General features: G+C 68.3%; 17 protein-coding genes and 1 pseudogene. 5 read left to right on the top strand and 13 right to left on the bottom strand.

Annotated elements, in window-relative coordinates:
- Positions 1 to 74: 74 nt before the first annotated feature.
- The gene (locus tag V7053_RS11685; RefSeq protein WP_334172444.1) at positions 75 to 3,626 is read right to left on the bottom strand and encodes a TM0106 family RecB-like putative nuclease; all 3,552 of its coding nucleotides are present in this window, start codon (positions 3,624 to 3,626) and stop codon (positions 75 to 77) included.
- A gap of 240 nt (positions 3,627 to 3,866) precedes the next feature.
- Here V7053_RS11685 and V7053_RS11680 point away from each other — a divergent pair, with 240 nt between their 5' ends.
- Together V7053_RS11680 and V7053_RS11675 are read left to right on the top strand one after the other, a co-directional pair.
- The gene (locus V7053_RS11680; RefSeq protein WP_334172443.1) at positions 3,867 to 4,712 is read left to right on the top strand and encodes a pullulanase X25 domain-containing protein; all 846 of its coding nucleotides are present in this window, start codon (positions 3,867 to 3,869) and stop codon (positions 4,710 to 4,712) included.
- Between the two features lie 107 nt (positions 4,713 to 4,819).
- Positions 4,820 to 5,566: an HNH endonuclease family protein gene (locus tag V7053_RS11675; RefSeq protein WP_334172442.1), complete on the top strand. Its 747-nt coding sequence runs from the start codon at positions 4,820 to 4,822 to the stop codon at positions 5,564 to 5,566.
- A gap of 5 nt (positions 5,567 to 5,571) precedes the next feature.
- Here V7053_RS11675 and V7053_RS11670 read toward each other — a convergent pair whose 3' ends face one another.
- The 10 genes from V7053_RS11670 to V7053_RS11625 all read right to left on the bottom strand — a co-directional run bounded on the left by V7053_RS11670 (position 5,572) and on the right by V7053_RS11625 (position 17,590).
- Complete coding sequence (locus V7053_RS11670) at positions 5,572 to 6,699, bottom strand: 5-methylcytosine restriction system specificity protein McrC (protein WP_334172441.1); 1,128 nt, start codon at positions 6,697 to 6,699, stop codon at positions 5,572 to 5,574.
- The gene (locus V7053_RS11665; protein WP_334172440.1) at positions 6,696 to 8,882 is read right to left on the bottom strand and encodes an McrB family protein; all 2,187 of its coding nucleotides are present in this window, start codon (positions 8,880 to 8,882) and stop codon (positions 6,696 to 6,698) included. Before V7053_RS11665 ends, V7053_RS11670 begins: the two co-directional genes overlap by 4 nt.
- A gap of 119 nt (positions 8,883 to 9,001) precedes the next feature.
- Positions 9,002 to 9,361: an iron chaperone gene (locus V7053_RS11660; RefSeq protein ID WP_334172439.1), complete on the bottom strand. Its 360-nt coding sequence runs from the start codon at positions 9,359 to 9,361 to the stop codon at positions 9,002 to 9,004.
- Between the two features lie 37 nt (positions 9,362 to 9,398).
- Positions 9,399 to 10,775 (bottom strand): FAD-binding oxidoreductase, encoded by a 1,377-nt coding sequence (locus V7053_RS11655; protein WP_334172438.1) that lies wholly within the window; start codon positions 10,773 to 10,775, stop codon positions 9,399 to 9,401.
- A 14-nt stretch (positions 10,776 to 10,789) separates the two neighbouring features.
- Complete coding sequence (locus V7053_RS11650) at positions 10,790 to 11,347, bottom strand: dihydrofolate reductase family protein (protein WP_334172437.1); 558 nt, start codon at positions 11,345 to 11,347, stop codon at positions 10,790 to 10,792.
- A 30-nt stretch (positions 11,348 to 11,377) separates the two neighbouring features.
- Positions 11,378 to 12,028, bottom strand: a complete 651-nt coding sequence (locus tag V7053_RS11645) for an SDR family oxidoreductase (RefSeq protein ID WP_334172436.1) — start codon at positions 12,026 to 12,028, stop codon at positions 11,378 to 11,380.
- Positions 12,029 to 12,225: 197 nt separating this feature from the next.
- A complete protein-coding gene (locus tag V7053_RS11640) occupies positions 12,226 to 14,286 on the bottom strand; it encodes a phosphocholine-specific phospholipase C (RefSeq protein WP_334172435.1) in 2,061 nt (686 codons plus the stop codon).
- Positions 14,287 to 14,518: 232 nt separating this feature from the next.
- Entirely contained in the window at positions 14,519 to 14,983 is a 465-nt protein-coding gene (locus V7053_RS11635; protein ID WP_334172434.1) for a GbsR/MarR family transcriptional regulator, read from the bottom strand.
- Complete coding sequence (locus V7053_RS11630) at positions 14,980 to 16,602, bottom strand: ABC transporter permease (RefSeq protein ID WP_334172433.1); 1,623 nt, start codon at positions 16,600 to 16,602, stop codon at positions 14,980 to 14,982. Before V7053_RS11630 ends, V7053_RS11635 begins: the two co-directional genes overlap by 4 nt.
- Position 16,603: 1 nt before the next feature.
- A complete protein-coding gene (locus V7053_RS11625; protein WP_334172432.1) occupies positions 16,604 to 17,590 on the bottom strand; it encodes an ABC transporter ATP-binding protein in 987 nt (328 codons plus the stop codon).
- 235 nt (positions 17,591 to 17,825) lie between these two features.
- Here V7053_RS11625 and V7053_RS11620 point away from each other — a divergent pair, with 235 nt between their 5' ends.
- Entirely contained in the window at positions 17,826 to 18,677 is an 852-nt protein-coding gene (locus V7053_RS11620) for an excalibur calcium-binding domain-containing protein (RefSeq protein ID WP_334172445.1), read from the top strand.
- Between the two features lie 93 nt (positions 18,678 to 18,770).
- Here the strand turns inward: V7053_RS11620 and V7053_RS11615 are convergent.
- Positions 18,771 to 19,070: pseudogene (locus V7053_RS11615) on the bottom strand (TfoX/Sxy family protein); the annotation flags it as partial.
- A 75-nt stretch (positions 19,071 to 19,145) separates the two neighbouring features.
- Between V7053_RS11615 and V7053_RS11610 the strand changes: the two are divergent.
- Positions 19,146 to 20,030, top strand: coding sequence for an NAD(P)-dependent oxidoreductase (locus tag V7053_RS11610; RefSeq protein ID WP_334172431.1), 885 nt, complete (start codon positions 19,146 to 19,148; stop codon positions 20,028 to 20,030).
- Here V7053_RS11610 and V7053_RS11605 read toward each other — a convergent pair.
- Positions 20,009 to 20,680: a hypothetical protein gene (locus tag V7053_RS11605; protein WP_334172430.1), complete on the bottom strand. Its 672-nt coding sequence runs from the start codon at positions 20,678 to 20,680 to the stop codon at positions 20,009 to 20,011. The genes V7053_RS11610 and V7053_RS11605 overlap by 22 nt on opposite strands.
- 75 nt (positions 20,681 to 20,755) lie before the next feature.
- Here V7053_RS11605 and V7053_RS11600 point away from each other — a divergent pair.
- A partial coding sequence (locus V7053_RS11600; RefSeq protein ID WP_334172429.1) for an alcohol dehydrogenase catalytic domain-containing protein occupies positions 20,756 to 21,780 on the top strand: 1,025 nt, incomplete at its 3' end.

Genomic DNA, 21,780 nt, shown 5'->3' with positions numbered 1-21,780 from the left:
GCCCAGTAATCTTCACCTGCTCGTCTCAGGGCCCACAGCGGCGGCCGGTCCTTAGGGACTGGCCGCCGCTGGCGTTACCGGGATCGAGACTCGCAGAGGCCGATGAACGCCCCGAGATCCTCAAGTGTCGCGGGTTTCGAGGGCAGGTAGGCGGTCAGTCGCCGTGAGCGGACGACGACGGCGCGCCACATCGCGCGGGAGACCGCCACGTTGATTCGGTTCCGGTTGAGCAGGAACTCCATGCCGCGCGGGGCCTCGGACGGGTCCGAACACGCCATGGAGACGATAGCGACAACTGCTTCTTGGCCTTGGAACCTGTCCACGGTGCCGACGGGGGTTCCGGGAAGGCCTGCCGCATCGAGGGCGGATCGGATGAGGTTGACCTGCGCGTTGTACGGCGCGACGACGATGATGTCCTCGGGAATGAGCTCACGGGCCCCGTGCCCATCGTGCCAGATGAGGCCGAGATGTCGCCGGATTTGATGGACGACCTCGTTGGCCTCCTCCACCGACGCCGTGGCATTTCCCGAGTGGTCCACGAACACGGCCTCGATGCCAGCCGGCACTCCCTCGAGCGAGCGTCCCTCGGCCGCCGGCGCGGATCTCAAGCGATCGGCGTACGACAGGCGGGAGACCTTGGCGCACAGCGCAGGGGACATGCGCCACGACTGGGGCAGGAAGTAGCCGAATCGTTCGGGCAGGACCGCTTCGCCGTCAGCGAGCCAGCCGAGCGCAGACTTGTCGACCGGTTCGGGATGCTGGCCCTGGCTGACCTGGGGGAGTTGCTGTGGGTCGCCTAGGAGGAGCAGTCGGGAGGCTGCTCGACTGACCGCAATCGTGTTCGCGAGCGAGAACTGGCCCGCCTCGTCGACGACGAGGAGATCGAGCGAACCGGCCGGAACTGAGGAGCCGGTCATGGTCCACGCGGTCCCGCCGACGAGGCACCCGCCGGGGAGGCCAAGGAGCGTCGAGACGGCCTTGTCCCCGACGTGGCTCCACGGGACCAGCGCCCCCGCATCCGCGCCGTCCTTGAGCTTCTTCGCGACGCGATCCGCTGGCACACCGGCCTCGATGGTACGGCACAGCACGTTTTCGACCACCGCGTGCGAGTTCCCGACGACGCCGACTTTCCAGCCCGATGCAACGAGACGCTCGATGACCCGGCTGGCGACGAACGTCTTCCCGCTCCCGGGTGGCCCTTGGACGGCCAGATAGGACCGGTCGAGCAGACGGACAGCAGCTTCGATCGCGGCCGGCAGCTCGGCTGCGTCCCTTGCTCGCGGAAGTGGAGCCCCACCTCTGGTCCTTGGCGAAACGCGCCGCAGGAGGTCGACCGAGGGCTGCTCGAGCATCTGGGGGAGCGCCTCGGCGGCGCGGAGGGCGAGCTCTCTCTGCGCGGCCTCGATGCTCTTCGAGTCGGGCGGCGGATCCTCGGTGAGGGCAACCGGGAGCTGCGAGTAGGGCTCCATTCCCTTCCGTGTCTTCTCGAAGACATCCAGCACGTCGTCGACCCCGTCCGAGCTCACGCCGAGCAGCACGGTGCCCGCGATGCCGTTCCGGCCCAGGCCCTGGGCGTCTGTGGGCTGGAGGGGAGCGGGCAGCGGCTGTTCGAACTCCCGAAACCACTTCCGGCTCGTCCGGAAGTCCGAGCCCGGCGCGATCTGACCCTTGAGACGCACGGTCCGCGCCCACGTCTGCTTGTCCGGCTTCCAGTCATCGAGAATCGCTGCCTCGTGCACCACGAATGCGTCTCGGACTGCCTCGAGCTCCGCGAGCGGCCGCTCGAGCCGGTCGAAATGGGCCCACCAGTACGACTTTCGCTCCCGCGGGTAGAACCGAACCGCCGCGGCAAGAAGCGCGATGGCCGTGTCGTCGGCAGCGTCCTGGTCGTCGCGCATGCCGGCCTGGGTCCCGTCGTTCCCACGCCGTTCGAGGTACTCGAGCAGCGGCCTCTCGGCAGGTTCGGGCTCCGCGACGCTCGGCGGCGGCTCCACCTGCTCCCGTGCCACGACCCGCGCCCCCGGCTGCAGTCCGGCGAGTCCACGGAGCCAGCGGTCGAGCCGCAGCGTCGAGACGCAGTCGTCTTGGTTGTATTCGAGGATCAGGTCGATGAGGCGTTTGGCCTCGACCTCGTCGCCCCCGGCCCGTGCTGTGCAGAAGGCCGAGTACATCTCAACCGACCCGGCGGCGCTCTGGAGCTCCGACGTCCGGAGGTCCTTGCCCATGTAGAGCGGCTCGAGCTTCTTGATGGAATAGGAGCGCTCCGAGATCCGGATGCTGTGGCGGACTGTCTCATAGAGGTCGACGAGCAGCCCCTCGCGCAGCCACGCGTCGATGACGTCCTCTGCGGCCGTGTGCCGTTGCGAGAGACGCCGCAGCGCAGTCTTCTCGTAGGCCGCGTAGTGGTAGACGTGCATCTTGGGATGGCGTGCTCGCCTTTCCTCGATGTAGTCGACGAAAGCGAGGAAGGCGGCCTTCTCCTCGGCCAAGGTGTGGGCGAGGAACGGACGGAAGCGGGGTTCGTCGTCGTCGGCTGGCGGCTCCATGACCCCGAAGAGGTACTCGATGCCCCAAAGGCCCGTCGCCACGTCCTGCCACAGCGGATCGCCCTCGAAGTCGAAGTACACGTCCCCTGGGCTGGCCGGCGGCAGCGCGCCGATCGTGTGCTGCGGGAGGACCTTGAACCGGACCTCGTGGGCAGGCTCGTCGCCGTGCGCCGGGGCGAGGGCTCCGCCGTCGCCCGTTTCGAGCCCTGTCTGGAAGCGGGCCTGATCCCGGAGGCGTGCGAGAGTTGCGTCGTCGGTGGATTCGGGGATGGAAGCCAGATCATCGATGGTCCGGATGCCTGCCTCGCGCAGCTTCTTCCGCCGTACAAGGTTCATCCCTGCGACGAGCAGCACGTCTCGGTGCTCGGCGACCTGCACGGCGCAGTACTCGCAGCGGCCGCAGGCCGCGACCCCCGGCGCGTCCCAGCTTGCGGGGGCGGCCAGCGCAAGGTGCTCCCGCGCCAGGTCGGTGACCCTTCGCCGTCGTTCACGATAGGCCGGAAGCAGATCGGGGAGGCTGAACGACGCGCGCTCACCCGTGCCGAGGATGAGCGTCACCTCGTCCGACGGCGTGAACCCGGCCAGGGCGAGCTGTTCGCCGTACGCCGCGAGCTGGAGGAGCGCCTCGACTTTCGCATGCCGCGCCAGCTTGGTGTCGAAGACCTGGTAGCGGCCGTCGGCTTGGCGGACGAGGAAGTCGGAGCGGCCGTGGAAGCTCCCGTCGAAGAAGCCAGCCTGATAGACGACGTCGGCGCCCCTCCTGAGAGCCTCGAGCGACTCCGCATGCTTCGCCTCGAGAACGTCACGCTCCATCGTCCTCGCCTCCGCGATCTCGACCACGCCTCCGCGGCGCCCGCCTGACGGTTGCCCGTACGTCCGCTTGAAGTCCTCAAGAATCGAGCGCTCGTGCCGGTCTCCGAGGAGGGCCGCGCGCTCTCGCATCGGATCGCTCACCACGAGGCGAGGTACGAGGCCGCGCTTCTCGTCGAGCTGTCGGAGCAGCGCGAATTCGCACTTTGCCGCCGTCACGATGTCCGACGCGGAGAACACGAGCTCGGTCTGATCGCCGAGAAAGAACATGGGGCTCCCTTCCGTTCCCTCGAACCCATCAGATCATCCGCGTCCGACATTTTTGGCCGCGTCGCCTGCGGCAAACCGTAGTCTGCAATTAAGATGCTGGATACCCAGAGCATCCACTCTGGGAAAGCCGGCCTGTGACGGCACAAGGGTGCGTCACAGTCGGTCACCTTGTCTCGAACCAGCGAGTAACCCGGAAGCATGGGGAGGCAAGGTGTGATCCACGCAATGAGAGGGGATGGGATGGCGAAGAACGCCTCCGAGAAGCTGGATGCTCGACTCAAGGCGGTGCTCGACGGGCTCGCCGAGGCCCGCTGGGCGGGGGAGAACCCGAACGCCGGTACCGTCCTCGCCCAGGCCGTCGAGCTCGTACCGTTCGACGAGAACGAGGCGACGCTCCTGTCCGGCGGTATCCCGCGCGGCCACAAGGCTCTCACGACGGCCACGGCCAAGCTCGTGAAGGCCGGCTGGATGGTCAAGGGCCGCTCGGGCTGGTCGATCACGGACGAGGGGCTCCGCGCGCTCGTGGCGTTCCCGACCGTCGACACGCTGGCTCAGGCGCTCGCCGAGGGGACGCCGATCCCCGCTGGGGTTGCCGTGCCTGCCGAGTCGCCGGTCAAGAAGAAGGCCGGCAAGAAGTCGACCGCAAGGCGGACGGCCGCGCAGAAGGTCGCCGAGAAGGTCGGCGAAGCCGCGGAGGTTGTCGCGGAGGCTGCCGAGGCGCTGGTCGCCGAGGAAGCCGCGGCCACGCCCCACGGTGCCGAGTCGAACGGGGCTGAGGCTCCCGTCGCACAGCCCGGTTCGGTGGCGATCGCAGGCGACTTCGGTGCCGCTCTCGGCGGAGAGGCCGACTGGGAGCCGAGCCTCGACGCGGTCCAGATGGGCCTTGACCCGGCGACGTCCCTCTGGCGCCGCACGGTCGATCTTCCAGCTGGGACCTACTCGTTCAAGATCGCCATCAACCGCTCGTGGGACGAGAACTACGGCGCTTTCGGCTTCCCGAACGGCGCGAACCACGAACTCAAGCACGACGGCGGCCCGGTCACCATCGAGTACAACCACGCGACCAAGGACGTGGCCTTCTCCTGAAATGACGGGAGGGTGGTTATCCACATAGCCCCCTGACCAGCGGCAGCGGTGCTGTTCCTCTCACCTAGAGTCGAGGGACAGCACCGCTATTTCGTTGGGGGGGAACCATGCTGCCGCGCGCGCTTCGCGCTGCCCGCCGTCGCGGGCCGCTGCGTCGATCCATCTCGCTGCTCCTTGTCGCCGCATCAGCCGTGCTCGCGGCGTGGCTCGCTGGGATCATCGATCCACCAGGCCTTGCTTCGCCGGCTCCGTGGGCGGGTTCGCAGATCGGGAGCGTTCCGGCGGAACGGCTCGCAGCGGCGAAGGCCGCCCTCGTGCGCATCGGAGTCGACGGACGGGCGCCCAAGACGGGATACCTGCGGGAACGCTTCGGGGAGGCGTGGGACGACGTCGACCGCAACGGCTGCGACACGCGGAACGACGTCTTGGCCCGAGACCTCCGCGACGTTGCCTTCGCGAAGAACTCGCCCCGGTGCGTCGTCGCTTCCGGGACGCTCGACGACCCGTATACGGCGAAGCGGATCAGCTTTGTGCGCGGGGAGCGGTCGGCCGATGTCCAGATCGACCACGTCGTGCCCCTCTCGGACGCGTGGCAGAAGGGCGCCCAGCACTGGTCGGCGGAGAGGCGGCGCGATTTCGCGAACGACCCTGCCAACCTCCTTGCGGTGGACGGCCCGGCCAACCTGGAGAAGGGCGATGGCGACCTCGCAACGTGGCTCCCGCCCCGACGGACGTACCGCTGCGAATACGCGGTTCGAGTCGTGGAGGTCAAAGCCGAATACGGGCTCTGGATGACCGACGCCGAGCACCGCAAGGCCGCCGATCTTCTCGGGCAGTGCAGGACGGCTGAGTGATGGAGCTAGCCGAGGAACGGCTTCACGGCCGCAATGAGCTGATCACGGACCTCGACCGAGGAGAGGGAGAGGTCAACGGTGGCAGCGCCCAGACGGTGCCCGGCGGTCACGAACGACTCCGCGAGGGAGCAGCCGGCGGCCGGATACAGCAAGAGCCCTCCCGCGGAGGATGCGAGCCGATCGTGCAACGACTCTTGGGCTCGAACGTAGGTGTAGAGCTCGAAGAGGTGGCCGCTGCGCAGTGTCTCCTTCGCGAAGCGGCCGGCCGTGAGGGCCGGGGCGAACTTCGTATCCAGGATGAGCCGGCGTCCGCGGACCGCGTCGTCGATCCAGACGTCCGTGACCATGTGGGGGAGGACCGCGGCAAGGCCCATCGTGGCCTCGCTCGCTTTCCAGTCGACCTTCTTGCCCCGCTGCACCGTCCAACCGCGGCCGGTTCCGTGAGCGATGTAGAAGCCGCCGACAGCGCGCTTGAAGAGATGCCTGAACTGCCGTTCGGACAGCGCTCCGCGGCCGTGCCCCGGAGTCATGTAGCCAGAGGGCAGGGCGAGCTCGAGGGCGAGTTTCGCGGCGAGCAGCACCGACCGGTCGCGAGCGTCGTTGCGGGTGATGCGCACGTGGGCATCGCGCTCCCCGGCGCGGCGGTCGAGCAGGCCCACTCCGAGGCCGGCCAGCCGCTGCGATTGGGCCCGGCAGCGTCGCGAAAGCTCCTCGTCGCGGCACAGCGGCGCGACCGATTCGAGGGCGGTGCGAATCATGCGGTTTCGGGGTGTATCGGCGGTGAGCTCGTCGAACCTGCACGCGACGAGGCCCCGGGAGAGCAGCTGATGCGATTCGGTGCGCAGGGTGTCGATTCCGCCCCGGACGCGGCTGAGGTCGCGCGAGGTCCGCGCGAACGACGGCGTGAGCGGTCGCCTCAGTCTGTCTTCAGTGCTTGCAACCAGCAGCTCTGCAAGCAACTCGGGGAGCTTCTCCGGGTAGTCCTCGATCCCGTCGAACGCCTCCGGGCCCGACTGGTAGAACTCGGACGCGTAGAGCAGCAGGAGCCAGACGTTCCGGATGGGGATCTGCGCTCCGCCGGCGGGGACGACGCCGGTGCCGCCCGGCGTCGTCATCCAGCCCGAGCTCGTCACACGAGCCCTTCCATGAGTGCTTCGGTCGCCGCCGCCGCCTTGGCAGGATCGTCGAACCAGTACTCCTCGAGGGTCGGGACGATCTCGGTGTCAACGACTCCCCGGAACCAGTCCGGGAATGAGGCCACCCTCTCCTCGGCGGGCGGGGTCACGAAGCTGTGGCCGAGGCGGAACTCGCCGCCGAGGGCCGGATCTTCGGCGATCCGCTCGTTGAGCGCCTGGAAGCGGCTGCGGACCAGCTCGAGGTGTTCGGTGGCCACGTTGTGGCGGTTCGCCATCCACTCCTGCCACGCGTCGTTGACGTTCGGCTCGAGGGAGACGAAGGCGAAGCGCCGGCGGAACGCAAGGTCCATGATGGCAAGAGAACGGTCGGCCAAGTTCATGGTGCCGATGATGTACAGGTTGCTCGGCACATGGACCGACTCGGACCCCGAACGCGGGTATGCGAGCTGCAGGGACTCGCGTGGCGAGCGTTTCCCCGCCTCGATGAGCGTCAGGAGCTCACCGAAGACCTGGACTGGGTTTCCGCGGTTGATCTCCTCGATGAGCATGACGTGAGGCACCTCGGGGTTCGCGTTCGCGCGCTCGACCATCTCGAGGAACGGCCCGTCCACGAGGGTCAGCTTGCCGTCCGAGCCAGGCCGCCAGCCCCGCACGAAGTCCTCGTAGCTCGAGTTGGGGTGGAACTGGGTCGCCCGGAGGGCGGACTTGTTGTCCTTGGTGCCGATCAGCGCATAGGCGAGCCGCCGGGCAAGCCAGGTCTTGCCGGTGCCCGGAGGGCCCTGGAGGATGAGGTTCTTCTTCGACCGCCAGCGTGCGAGGTACCCGTTGAGCGCCGACTCGGGGATGAAGCACCCGTCGGCCACGATGTCGCGCACCGTGTAGCTCGCCTGCGGCGAGACGGGCGTCGGGTCGTCGTCGTCCTCGACCTCTGGCGCCTCCGCCGCTTCCGCGTGCGCGCCGCGACCATCGCGTTCGAGGTACGCCGTCCACGAAAGCTCCGGGAAGGAGTGCACTGCGAACTGCGGATCCTCGAACTTGGACGCCAGCGTGTCCAGGAGCTGGACGTAGGCAACGCCGTCGGCTGCGAAGAAGTCCTGGTCGAGCATGAGCTCGGTCTTGAGGTACTGGCGCGAACGGCCGTCGAGCGGCACGAAGTTCCACGGCCGGATCCAGAACAGGCCCATCGTGAGCTTCGTGCCGACCCGGTAGATGTCCCGTGCGCGGCTGTAGGCGTCAGCGAAGCGGAGGCGCTCGTGGTCCTCACTCGAGTCCGCAGCCGCGAGGGCGCCCTCGAACACGTCCCAGAGGGTGTCGATGTCGTCCTTGTGCCGCGTGGCCGCTGTGGGGAAGAACCACGAGTTCTGGTTGTTGAGCAAGGGGATGCCGTCGAAGCTCGTCGGCGCGGGTGTCTGTACGCCGAGGAGTTCGGCCCAACCTGCCGCGATCTCGGTGCGCTTCTCTGGCGTCGCCCCACGGTTGAACGTCCCCATGACCGTGAAGGGGCAGATGTCGCGGAGCGGCATGGGGTTGTCCCTGCGGTCGCGGTCGACGAGGAAGCCGAGTTCCTCGTGGCGGTCCTGCATCTCCTTGAGGTGGGCGAGGAGTTCCGGCCGGCGGGTGCGGTAGGCCAGCAGCGCCGTCGCTGTCTCCTCGTAGAACGCCGTCCACGCGAAGCGCTGCTCAGGCTTGGGGTCGGCGTCGGCGAAGCGCTTGGCCCACGCGGGGTCGTTGCGGAACCTCTCGACGTCCTGAGGCTCCTTCCAGAACGCGAAGCGGATGAGCGCCTCCCGCATCCAGTGGCTCGGCGTGACCTTCCAGATGGTGTGCCGGCCTGTGTAGAAGTACCACTCGCGCGGCTTCTTGAGCCGGGTCCAGTCGACCTCGACGCGACGGCCATCCCCCGGGTTCGCCGTCACGGTGCCGATGGCTTTGATGCTCAGGACCGGCACGGCGTGGCCGCGGGGATCGAACGGCAACCCGTCCTTGCGGACATAGGTGGACTTGATGGCGATCTGGTCGCCGGCCTTCATCGACTTGACGGTCTCGAGGTAGCGGTCCTCGAAACCGTTTTCCCAGATTCCCTCGGCCAAGAACCTGTCGGTCTGGTCCTGGGGATCCCGGTCCGAGTAGTACGACCCGACGAACCAGTACTGGCCTTCGGGAACGCTCGCGTCCGCCATGATTCCTGCTCTCTGCGTGTGCTGGGGGTGGGCACCTCCAGAATTAGATCACGGCAAGATGACGTAGCGGCTAACCGGGGAGGAGTCCAGCCGGTGCGCATCAGGGGGTCAGGGCAGGGTCATTTTGACGACAGTTTGGCCTCGATGTCTGCGACGCGGAGCGAGACGATTTCACGAAGCACCTCGTCGGGCACAGGGTGCTCAGCAGAGAAGCGAAGCGTTCCCCGATCCCAGTCGAAGCCCTCGAGCTTGTCCGCGAGGCGAGGGAAGACCTGGCCGCTGAACGGGTAGATCGCGAGGTGCTTCTTGGTCTCGAGCGTGCTGAGAAATGCCTTGCCATGGACCATCAGCGCGGGCATCGCGTAGCTCGTCCCTTCGGTCGCCTCGGGAACCACCTCCCGCGCGACGGCGACCACGCGCTCAAGGGTCTCCCGGTTCGGCCCAGACAGCGTCGCAAGATAGTCCGTCACGGTTCCCATGAGGCCATGATGGACCTCAGGGCGCGGGACGCAAGGCTCAGCCAAATACTTTGCCTGGGTTGAGGAGGTTCGCGGGGTCGAAGACCGCTTTGATCTGCCGCTGGAGGTCGTATTGGTCCGGACCGAGCTCGTCGGCGAGCCACGCACGCTTGAGCACGCCGATGCCATGCTCGCCGGTAAGGGTCCCGCCGAGCGCGAGCGCTTTCGAGAAGAGCTCTCCCGCCGCCGCCCACACTTCTGGAGGAGCGGCGTCGCCCTCGAACACGAAGGTCGGGTGAAGGTTGCCGTCCCCGGCGTGGCAGGCCGTGGGGATGACGACTCCGTACCGCTCCTCAAGGTCCCGGACCGCGGCGAACGCGTCGCTGAGACGGTCCCGCGGTACGGCAATGTCCTCGACGAGGACAGTGCCCAGAGTCTCCATGGCGGGGAACGCCTTGCGCCGGAGGTCGAGGAGCCGCTCCGACTCAGCCGGATCGACGGTCGTCTCCGCGCGTCCGCCGGCTGCCCGGACCAGATCCGTGATGCGCGCCGCGGTCTCGACGGCGCCCTGGCCATCGCACTGGATGAGCAGGTACGCCGACCCCTGGCCCACAAGGTCTTGGCCCGTGTATCGACCCACGCACTCGAGGGTGCGCCGGTCCATGAGTTCCATGATCGCCGGAACGTGGCCGTTCCTCGTGACGGCGGAGGAGGCTTCGGCTGCCGACTCGACGCTGTCGAAAAAGGCCCCGATCGTTGCGATCTCCCCCGTTACAACGGGCAGCAGCTTGAGGGTGCACTCGACGATGATCCCGAGCGTGCCCTCCGAGCCGATCATGAGTGCACAGAGGTCATACCCGGTGACGCCCTTGACCGTCCGGTGTCCCACTGAGATGAGTCTCCCATCGGCAAGCACGACCTTGAGCGCCAGGACCGCCTCGCGCGTCACGCCGTACTTGGCGCACAGCAGCCCGCCAGCGTTCATGGCGACGTTGCCGCCGACCGTCGAGATGTCCTTGCTCGCCGGATCGGGCGCCCACCATAGGCCGAATTCGGCGAGCGTACGGTTGAGGTCCCCGTTGAGGACACCGGGCTGGACGACGGCAAGATGGTTGGCCACGGAGATCTCGAGGATCTGGTCCATGTCCCGCATGGAGAGGGCGATCTCGCCCGGCCCCGCGATCGCGCCTCCGGCCAAGCCCGTGCCCGCGCCCCGCGTAACGATGGGTGTCCCCGTGGCCGAGGCGATGCGGCAGACGGCCTGGACGTCCTCGACGCTCCGCGGGTAGACGACGGCGAGCGGCGGCCCTGCGGATCGGTGACCCGAACGGTCGGCGGTGAAGGCCCGCAGACGGTGCGCGTCGGCGTCGACCTTGTCCTGCAAGACGGATCGCAGGTCCTCGAGGATGTGCAGGGGATTGGCGACAGCGGTCACGAGCGCGTTCTTCCTCAGTGCCGCACGCGGTAGTGCAGGTGGACGAAGCCGCTCGAAAACGTGCTGGTCTCGAGGAGCTCAAGGTCCACCCGGAAGTCCGGCATGGCAGCCGTTCCGCCGCCAACCGAGACGGGTGCAGGGAACAGGTGCACCTCGTCGACCAGGCCCGCAGCGAACGCTGGCGCGGCCAGCATGCCGCCGCCGATCGCGAGGTCGGTATCCGCCCTTTCCTTGAGCTGGCGGATGGCCGCCGGTTCGAAGCGCCGTTCGAGGCGAGTCCGCGCGGTGTCCGGCTCAGCCAGAGTTCCCGAGAAGACGACCTTCTCTGCCGCCCGCCACATCCGGGAGAAGTCGGCGACGGCGGGCGAGGCGTCCTCTGCGAAGTCTGGGTCGTCCCACACTTTCATGACCTCGAACATCCGGCGCCCATACAGATAGGTGCCCACCGGCCGCAGGAGGTCGTTGACGAAGGCATGCAGTTCCTCGTCTGGAACCGCCCACCCGAATTCGGCGTCGCGGTCGGCGATGTAGCCGTCTACCGAGGTGATCGCCGCGTAGATGAGCTTGGCCATGGTCTCCTCCTCGAGAGCTGGGGCGGTGCTTCAGAGCGATGCGAGGGCGTCTGAGATGAGCGTCTCGCCCTGGTTGAAGCCGATGAACTTGCCTACCGTCTTGGGCATGGTCAGGGTTGCGGCGATGACCGCTGCGACGTCGTCCCGGCTGACGTTTCCCGAGTGATCATGGTCCGCCAGAGCGATGCGGCCCGATCCTGGGTCGTGCGTGAGGGTGCTCGGCGCCACGATCGTCCACTCGAGGGACGTGCTGCGCAAGTAGTCGTCCGCGGCGGCCTTGGCCTCTGCATAGGGGAAGAACGGGTGGTCGGGGGCGACGGCGTGGTCCTTCCGTGCACCGAGGTACGAGACCATGACGTACCGCTTCACACCGGCTTTGGCTGCGGCATCCATGGAACGGATGGCGGCATCGCGGTCGACAGCATACGTCCGGGCGGGGTTGCCTCCGCCCGCGCCGGCGGACCAGACAACCGCATCGCAGCCCTGGAACAGCTCGGCCATGTGGTCTGTGTCCAACTGCTCGACGTCGGCGACGACCGGGTGGGCCCCCGCGGCCGTCACGTCCGTGGTGTGCTCGCGGTTGCGGATGATGGCGCTGACGAAATCACCTCGTCCCGCCAGAATCGGCTCAAGTCTCACGGCAACCTTTCCGTGCCCTCCGATGACAGCGATCCTTGCCACGATCGGTCTCCTCCCGTGCCGTTTGCTCGACCACGTGCACAGGCCACGCTATCGAGCGCACTGTCCCACTTCTAGAGGTGCCCGACCCGTGTCTTGGGGGACACGCCGCGCCCCCACCCACTCGGTCGCGAACAAGTGGGCGGGAGCGCGGCGGCTCGCCGGCTCGGCGGCGCGGCGGCGGCGCGGCGGCCGAGGGCCTAACGGCCGAGTTGCGGGTCGCTCGTGAGCGGCCGTCCGTTCTCGAGGCGACCGGCGAGAACGCGCACGAGCGTTGGATCGGCGGCCGTGGTGATCGTGAGGTCGTACCAGCCGCCCTGCGTGGGGATCACCACGGTCTTGGCCTGGCGGGGGTTGAGCGCAAGGGCCTGCGACCCGGCCCCATACGCGTCGGCCAGCGTCAGCTCGGCCGCGGTCGAGCCGGCATTCTCCACGCGGAACCGGGCATGCCCGGCGGCCCCATCACTAGCGACAGTGACCCGGATGTCCGCGGCCGCCGTCGTGCCCGCGAACCGGCGGTACCAGCCGGACGGGCCGTGCATCTGCACGTCGTAGGTCGTGCCGAGGTCCCAGGCGGCGCCGAGGGATGTGGCCGCCCCGATTGTGTACGAATACGGGGCAGCCGCCAGGAGGTTCGAACGGACTTGGACGTGCGCGCCTAGGCCACCCGCATTCGTCCAGCGCGCCGTGAGCTTCCCGCCGTCGACCGCGGCCTCGACGCCCAGCGCGTAGCCGAGCGGGCGCGACGGCCGCGTGCCCGGCTCCTGCTTCGGCATCGAGTTGACGGCCGGGGGCGTGGGAACGTAGCTGGGGTGCCGGTTCTGGTCGGCGGGCTTGTACGACGACGTGTCCGGCATCGCAGGGACCCCGCCGCCCGTTCCGGAGAAGTCGAAGGCGCTCGTGAGATCGCCGCAGACCGCGCGACGCCACTCGGAGATGTTGGGCGACGTGGCGCCGAAGCGGGCCTCGAGGAAGCGGATGATCGACGTGTGGTCGAACGTTTCGGAGCACACCCAGCCGCCCATGCTCCACGGAGACGCGACGATCAGGGGGACGCGGACTCCGAGGCCGAAGTGGCCCGGGACGTCGCTCTTGCCTGAGAAGGTTGCGCGGCCGTCGTAGTACTCGCCCGCGGTCGAGACCGTCGAGGCGCCCGGGATCTGGGACGTGTTGGGGTGCGGCGGGACGATGTGGTCGAAGAAGCCGTCGTTCTCGTCGTACATGATGAAGACGGCCGTCTTGCTCCACACGTCCGCGTTGGAGGTGAGGATGTCGAGGATGTTCGCCATGTACCAGGCGCCGAAGTTGGGCGGCCAGTTGGAGTGCTCCGAGTACGCTTCCGGCGCGACGATATAGGAGACCTGCGGAAGGTTGCCGGACGCAACGTCGTTGCGGAAGATCCGGAAGAGATCGTCGCCGGTCTTTGCGCTGGTCCCCGTGCGGGCGTTGTCGTAGAGGGAGCTACCCGGCTGGGCGTTCTGGTACTGGGTGAAGTAGAGGAGCGAGTTGTCGCCGTAGTTGCCGATGTAGGCGTTGCTCGTCCACCCCCAGTAGCCCGCGGCGTCGAGACCGTCGCCGATGTCCTGGTACACCTTCCAGCTCACGCCCGCCTTCTGGAGCTGCTCGGGGTAGGTGCTCCACGAGTAGCCGACCTCCGCGTTCCACAGGTCCGGGCCGCCCCCGGTCCCGTCGTTGCCGTCCCACCCGGTGAACATGAAGTAGCGGTTCGGGTCTGTGGGGCCGAGGACCGAGCAGTGGTAGTCGTCGCAGACCGTGAAGGCGTCCGCGAGGGCGAAGTGGAACGGGATGTCGTTGCGCTCGTAGAACGCCATCGTCGCGTTCGACTTGGCCGGCAGCCACTTGTCGTACTTGCCGTTGTCGAAGGCCTCGTGCGTGAGCTTCCACGAGTGGTCGAGGTCCTCCATGAACTGCATCCCGAGGTTGGGTGCGTCCGGGTGGTAGGGGAGGACGTCGCGGGTGCCGTTGTTCTGGTGCCAGACGTTCGCGCCGCTCGGGAGGACCGCCGGATGGGGGTCGCCGAAGCCGCGGACGCCCTTGAGGGTGCCGAAGTAGTGGTCGAAGGCTCGGTTCTCCTGCATGAGGACCACGACGTGCTCGACGTCCTTGATCGTGCCAGTTGCCCTGTTCGCGGGGATCGAGGCGGCGCGGGCGACGCTCTCGCCGAGCATCTGTGAGATCGCGGTGGTCGCCGCGGCGGCGGCCGAAAGCTGGAGGAAATGACGACGGTTCAAGCCAGGCATGTGCAGTGCTCCTTGTGGGTTCAGTGCTGCTGTCCCCCGCGGGGAGCCTGCCATGCGTAGGTGAAGGGCTGGTTGCTTGTGGTTGAAGGCGAGCTGACGGGAGGCCGCCGCGCTCCCGCCCACTTCTGGGGCGCCCGGCTGCCGGTCCGGCGAGACACGCCGCCCTCCGACTGGTTGGGAATTCACAACCGGGCGGGAGCGCGGTTCGTCGGGCGGCGGCCCCGACTGCGCATCACACCTCGAGCCGCGCCGCCTCCCATTCGTCGAGGAGTTCGGGCATCCGCGCCATGAGGAAACGGTAGAAGCGCCCCATCTCGTCGACGCGGGAGCGGGCAGCGGAGTCCTCCGGCAAAGCGGCGGCGGTGGCATCCGCGAGGTCCGCGAGCCGCTCGTACACCGGGTTCTGCCTGAGCGTGACCATGTACCAGGCGTTGTCTGGGAGCGCGTAGCGGTCGCGCCGGCTGCCGGGCTGGGACACGCGATGCACGAAGCCGAGTGTCTGCAGGTAGCGGACGGCCCCTGAGACGGCGGCCGGGCTGACGCCGAGGACGTAGGCGAGTTCGGCCGCAGTGAGCGCGCCGTCGGGGGATACGACGAGGGCCATAAGCGCCCGCGCGGGCATCTTCGGGAACCCCGCGGCGGCAAGGACGGCTGCGGAGCCTTCAGCGGGATCGGGCATTCTGGCGGGTTCGCTCACGCGTTGCCCACCTCCCTCCGCGGCACTGCCGCGAGGGTGAGGGCGGCGAGGGCTGCGGCGATGCCGAGCATCCAGAAGCCGCCGCTCCAGTCGGTCCCGGTGCTGCTGACTACGGGGGTGTGGGTGAATGGCGAGAGGTCGACGATCTTCTGGTCGAGGCCGATCATGCCGCCATAGATCCCGAGGACGACGCCGATTCCGAGCAGCGCCCAGCCAGCCGGGATCGTGGCTCGCGGCCATACAACGAAGACGGCAGCCGGCAGCGCGAGGTACACGAGTGCGGCGGGCAGTTGCGCGAGCCCGGTTGCCCACACGTCGCCAACGGCGCTGGATGTGTCGCCCGAAGCGACGAGCGAGACCCACGCGCCGAGGGCGGTGAACGCCATGACGAGCGCCACGGAGATGGCGCCGAGGCCCATGAAGCTTCCGAGCCAGCGCACGCGGCTCAACGGCTCCGAGAGCACGACCTCGGCCGTTCCAGCGGCTTCCTCCTGCCGCACGCGGATGACGGCCTGGACCCCGCAGGCCGCCGCCATCACGCCCGCGATCTCGAAGAGTGCCGCGATGAGCAACTGCGTCAAAGAGGTGCCGTGCGCTTGGATCATCTCGCGGAGCGCCGCTGTCACCGATGCGTTGGTGCTGAGCGTGGACTGGAGGGCCGAACCGAGAGAGCCAGTGATGAGTCCGGTCGCGAGGCCTCCCGCGCACCAGCCGATTATCACGCCTTGCTGGAGCCGGAGCGCGAGGGCGAACGGACCGCGGAGCCACGACCGGGCGTCGGCGCGGCCGGCGCGGCCCGCGAGGAGGCTGGCTCCCACATCGCGCCGCGCCATGATGCGGACGACGACGGCGGTGCACACCGCGGCGAGCCCGACCGGCAGCAGGAGTGGCCAGATCCGGTTGCCGGTGTAGGCGAAGGTCTGCTGGCCCCAGCCGATCGGCGAGACCCAGCTCGGCCACGCGGCGGTCATCGTCATCCCGTCCGGGCTGATCTGCCCGGTCGCGTCCCCGAAGCCGCGCAGGAAGTACGCGAGCATGACGAGCGAGGCGGAGATGCCGTTCGCGGCGCGCGAGGTGCTGAAGAACTCGGCGGCCAGCAGCCCCACCCCGAGGAACGCGAGTCCCACCGCCCCGGTCGCGAGGCCGGCCACAATCGAGCCGACGGGATCGAGGCCGCCTGCCATGAATCCGAGGGCGACGGCCGCGGAGAGGACGATGTTCGCGACGAGCCCGTGCAGCACCGTGGCTCCGAGCGGGGCCCACCGGCCCGCAGCCGTGGCTGAGACGAGTTCGGCCCGTCCCGTTTCCTCCTCCGCGCGCGTGTGTCGGACCGCCATGAACGTGTTCATGAATCCGGCCAGCAGGGCGAGGAAGGAGTAGATCTCGAAGAACGTGAAGGCGTCGAGTGCGGGGCCGCGGGCGAGGCCGCGCAGGACGAGGATTGCTGGCGTCGCAGTCGCGAGCTTCAGGACCTGGGCACGGGAGGCCTCGTCGCCGAACGTCTTGGTGATCGCCTCGAGGGCGAACCATGCGAGCACGCCGATGGAAAGGATCCACGAGAGGAGCTGCCAGCGGTCGCGGCGCAGCCGCTGGCGGTACAGGATCCCGAGCGTGGACATCTCAGGCTCCTGCCCGCTCGGCGGTCCGGTGACGACGGCGGTGCGGGGCGCCGTCGTGCGTCGGCTCCGGGGTTGGGGCGGCGACTTGATCGCCGTAGTGGCGGAGGAAGAGTTCCTCGAGAGACGGAGGGGCGACGAGGAGGCCTTTGACGCCGAGGCTGCCCAGGAGCGGAAGGACTTCGTGGACACGGTCGGAATCCGCGCCGAACTTGACGCGGCCCTCGGTGACGGTGAGGTCATGGATCTGGCTGAGGGCCGCGAGTGCTGTTGTGTCGACGCTGTCCTGTGAGAACGAGATCTCGGTGCGGGTGAGGTGCCGCAGCGAGTCGAGGGTCCCCCCGTCGACCACCCGGCCCGCGCGGATGATGCTCACACGGTCCGCGAGCTGTTCGACCTCGGAGAGGATGTGGCTCGAGAGGAGCACCGTCGCACCGTTGTCTTGGGCGAGCCGACGGATCTCGCGTGTGAAGACCGCCTCCATGAGCGGGTCGAGACCGCTCGTGGGCTCGTCGAGGAGGTACACGTCGGCGGGGGTCACGAGGGCCGCGATGAGCGCGACCTTCTGGCGGTTGCCCTTCGAATACGCTCGGCCCTTCTTGCTCGGGTCGAAGTCGAAGAGCTCGCACAGGTGGTGCTTGCGCTCGCGGTAGGCCGCGGGCTCGACTGCGCTGCCGCGGAGACGGGAGATCAGGTCGATGGCCTCCCCGCCCGAAAGGTTGGGCCAGATGCTGACGTCGCCTGGCACGCTTGCGATGCGTCGGTGGAGTTCGACTGCGTCGGCCCACGGGTCCTTCCCGAGGACGCTTGCGCTGCCGGACGACGCGCGGGCCAGCCCCAGCAGGATCCTAAGGGTCGTCGACTTTCCGGCCCCGTTCGGGCCGAGGAAGCCGTGAATTTCGCCCGAACGGACCTCGAGATCGAGGCCGTCGAGTGCCTTGACCGGACCGAAGTTCTTGTGCAGGTCGGTCGTCTTGATGACGGTGTCCATAGCGCCGAGTGTGCGCTCTATTCAGAAATTTGTGAATATTCCAAAGGACCCTTGCGCGGGGCGGAGATGGGTGCTCCGAGGAGCGGCCGACGGCGGGCGGCCGCACCGCGCGCCCTCGCGCCACATGATTGCCAAGTCATATTTCACACTTGTGACGCGGCTTTGTAGGCTGACCTCGGCGCACTGAAGCGCCGTCGATTAGAGCGTGATCCACGCTTGGGGGAAGGATCGATTCATGGGTAGGGGACCCAAAGTCATTCTGGCGTTGCTCGTTACATTTCTCTTGTTGTCCGTTGCGCCAGCACTAGCAGCCTTTGCCGCGGCGATCGTCTTTGCTGTGGGACTGGTTTGGCTGTTCCGAAAAAAGACTGCGCGGAAGGGGTCAGCCGCCGCGCTTATCATCGGCTCGCTCCTCGTCTTCGCTACAGGGTGCGCGGGAGCCACGGGCGGCAAGACACTCACCTCAGCGCAGTCAGGCAGTTCGACGGCATCTGCCGTCGCGTTTGCACCAACTCCGACGTCCACTTGCTCGACGCCGGTACCTGATGTTACCGAAACGGCCACAGCCGAATCGGCTCTTTCAGAACCGTCTCCGAGCGCCTCTCCAAGCCAATCCACCGTCGAAACTATGGCTGAAGGCCCTGATGGTTGTCCGACTTGGACGAACACCGTTTTCGTCGCCCTTTATCATTCCGGGGAATCCTGCGATCACGAGGGTGATCGATATGCAGCCCTGGACGTCGACTTGACATGCACGAAGGATCGTTCGTCTGCCCTCGTCTGGATGACGAAGTCGGACTCCGACGCGCTCGCCGCCCAGATCAAGGCCGAGCAGGACGCCGCGGCCGCGCGCCAAGCAGCAGCCCAACAGCAGGCTGAACAGCAGGCTCAGCAGCAGGCGCAGCAACAGGCCGAACAACAGGCGCAGCAACAGGCCGAACAACAGGCGCAGCAGCAACCGCCGGTCAACGTGTACTACGCCAACTGCGCCGCGGCTCGTGCGGCCGGTGCTGCTCCGATTTATCGTGGACAGCCCGGGTACCGATCCGCCCTTGACCGCGACGGGGATGGCATCGCCTGCGAATGACAGCAACAGCTGCGTGGGGGGGGGGCGCGCCAGGCCCACCCCCCCCCAACGCCCCCTCCCCCGCAGCGAACTCGCATACTCGACGCCGATCCCAACCCATCGCGCGAGCTCCTCATCGGAGGTGATGGCCTCCGACGAGACCCGAAGCCAGCCGTCCATGGGCCTGCCCCGCATGACGGCGAGTTCTACGCCGGGATGCGAGCACAGCTCGTCGCTCGCGGCGGGATCGGAGCGAAGGAGCATTCCGCCCTGACCACTCGCGCTCACGGCCATGTTGCCGCCGATCAGGAACGCGAGGCCGCCGAACATCTTCTTTTCGGTGAAGTCGGCCGTCCCGGCCAGAACGCTGCGGATCCTGCCTGCGAGCTCGTCGTCGTACGCCACGAAGCTCATCCTCCCAACGCCCGGTTGCCGGGGCAACCAACTGGGTATCGAATCGGGTGGAGGAAAACGAGACTCGGAGGCACCATGAGCACGTCAGTGGCAGTACTCGGAACCGGAATCATGGGCAGCGGCATGGCGAAGAACCTTGCCAAGGCGGGGTTCGAGGTCACCGCCTGGAACCGTCACCGCGAGAAGGCGGAGCCGCTCGCGGAGGCTGGGGTGAAAATTGCCGGCGACCTCAAGGAAGCGGTTGCGGCCGCGGATGTCGTCGTCACCATGCTCTTCGACGCGGACGCGGTCGAGGGGGTGATGGGGGAGGCCCTCCCCGCGATGCGCGAGGACGCCGTGTGGGTCCAGAGCAGCACGGTCGGCCTGCCCGGGGTGGCCCGGCTCGCGGAGCGCGCGCGCCATCAGGGGATTGCGTTCGTGGATGCGCCTGTCCTCGGCACGAGGCAGCCGGCGGAGGAGGGGACCCTGCTGGTCCTCGCGGGCTGCCCCGAGGACCTGCGCGAGCGAGTCCAACCCGTCTTCGACGCGATCGGTTCGAAGACGGTCTGGGTCGGCGAACTCCCTGGCGACGGCCACAAGCTCAAGCTCGTCGCCAATTCGTGGGTCCTCTCGATCGTCGGGGCGACGGCCCAGGCGATCGATCTCACGAAGAGGCTCGGCCTCGACCCGAAACTGTTCCTCGACACGATCTCCGGCGGCGTGACGGACTGCGCCTACGCCCAGCTGAAGGGGAAGGCGATGATCGCCGGCGAGTTCCCGCCCGCCTTCCCGCTCAGCGGTGCGGCCAAGGACGCCGAGCTCATCGTCGACGCGATGGACTTCGCCGGCACGCGTTCGGCCCTCATGGAAGCGCTCGCCGCGCAGTTCCGGGACGCGATCGACGGCGGGCACGGCTCCGAGGACATGGCGTCGGTGATCGCCGCGTTCGACGCCGGCGGTCAGGATCGCGCGAGCCGGTAGGAATGCTCGCGGAGCCGGCGCGTCCACTCGTACGTGCCTGCGCCCGGCAGGACGTTCAGCAGCGGGTCGAAGCGGAGGGCCGTGTCGTGGACGCCGCCCTCCGCGCTCAGTTCGGGCGCGAGCCGCAGTGAGCCGAACCTCCGCCACGGCCCCAGCGGGCTGGCCCAGAAGAGGTCGAGCTCCCACGAGGCGTCGGGCGGGAATCGTCCGGGCGCTCCGGGATCAGGGCCCGTCGTCTTCGCGCCGAGCAGAACAGGTCCCTTCCTGCCCCGGTACGGCATGAGCGAGGTGAGGCGCGCCGGGCCGGCGGTCCGGTGCCACGTCAGCGCGAATCTGTCGGGGACGCGCCAGCCGGTCGACGCCAGCAGGAGGTCGCCATCGCCGTCGTCCGTGTGAAGTCGGACGGCGAGTCCGATGATGTCCGGCCAGGAAAGGGGGACGCCGAGCGAGCGCGATAGTCGCGCGGTGACCGGGGTGGCGCCGGTTGCGTCCAGGAAGTCAAGGCCCGCCGGCGCGCCGCCGCCAGTGCGCTCGAGCGTTCCCGTGAGCAGGACGCCCTGGGGGTGGATGGGTCGCCGCGGGCGGTAAGTCTTGACGACGCCGAAGGCCGAGGCGAAGAGCTCTCCGAAGAGGTCGGTCGGATGGGTCACTTGGTGGAGTCTGCCAAAGTCGGGCCGTCGGTCATAGGGGGCGTTCGCCTTTCTCGGGGGCCTAGGGTTGGGACCATGAGCATCCCCCGCACGATCCGCGGCGCCGTGCTGAATACGATGGGCGCCGATACCCCCTACTCGGACAGCCGGCCGATCACGATTGACGAGCTCGAGCTCACCGGCCCCGGCCCAGGGGAGCTGCTGGTCCGCATCGAGGCCGCAGGTCTCTGCCATTCGGACCTCTCGGTGGTGAACGGGTCGCGCCCCCGCCCGCTGCCGATGCTCCTGGGGCATGAGGCGGCAGGGATCGTCGAGGAAGTCGGCCCAGGCGTCGAGTCCGTGCGGGTGGGTCAGCGCGTCGTCATGACTTTTCTGCCTCGGTGCGGCGAATGTGCTGCGTGCAAGACGGAGGGGCGGCTGCCGTGTTCGGCGGGGAGCGCGTCCAACGCGGAGGGGACGCTCCTCACCGGGACGCGTCACCTCACCCGCGGCGGGGAGGCGGTCGCGCATCACCTCGGGGTCTCGGGCTTCGCCACCTTCGCTGTCGTGGACGAGCGGTCCGTCGTGCCCGTGGGCGACGACGTCCCGCCCACCGTCGCCGCGCTCCTCGGCTGCGCCGTGCTCACCGGCGGAGGTGCCCTGCTGAATGCGGGGAGGATTAGCGCGGAGACGAGCGTCGCCGTCGTGGGCCTTGGGGGAGTGGGCATGGCCGGGCTCTTGACTGCCGTCGCGACGGGGTGCCGCGTCGTCGCCGTGGACGCGCAGGAGTCCAAGCTGACGACGGCGCGCGAGTGGGGAGCGGCGGAGGCGTGGACGCCCGAGGAGGCTCTGGAGCACGGGGTCGAGGCGGACGTCGTGCTCGAAGCGGTCGGACACCCGAGGGCGTTCGAAACGGCGTTCCGGCTGCTTGGTCTGGGCGGCACGCTGGTCACGATCGGCCTGCCCGCGCCGGGCGCGACCGCGGCCATCGAGCCGCTCCAGCTGACCTCCAAGGCGCAGACCATCGTGGGGAGCTATCTCGGTTCGGCGGTGCCGAAGCGCGACATACCCGTGTTCGAACGGCTCTGGCGCGAGGGGCGGCTACCGCTCGAGCGGCTTTT

Source organism: Sinomonas sp. (genome assembly GCF_036848755.1).
Lineage (GTDB): Bacteria > Actinomycetota > Actinomycetes > Actinomycetales > Micrococcaceae > Sinomonas.
Note: the sequence above shows the minus strand (reverse complement) of the source record. Positions and strands in the feature narration are given on the sequence as shown.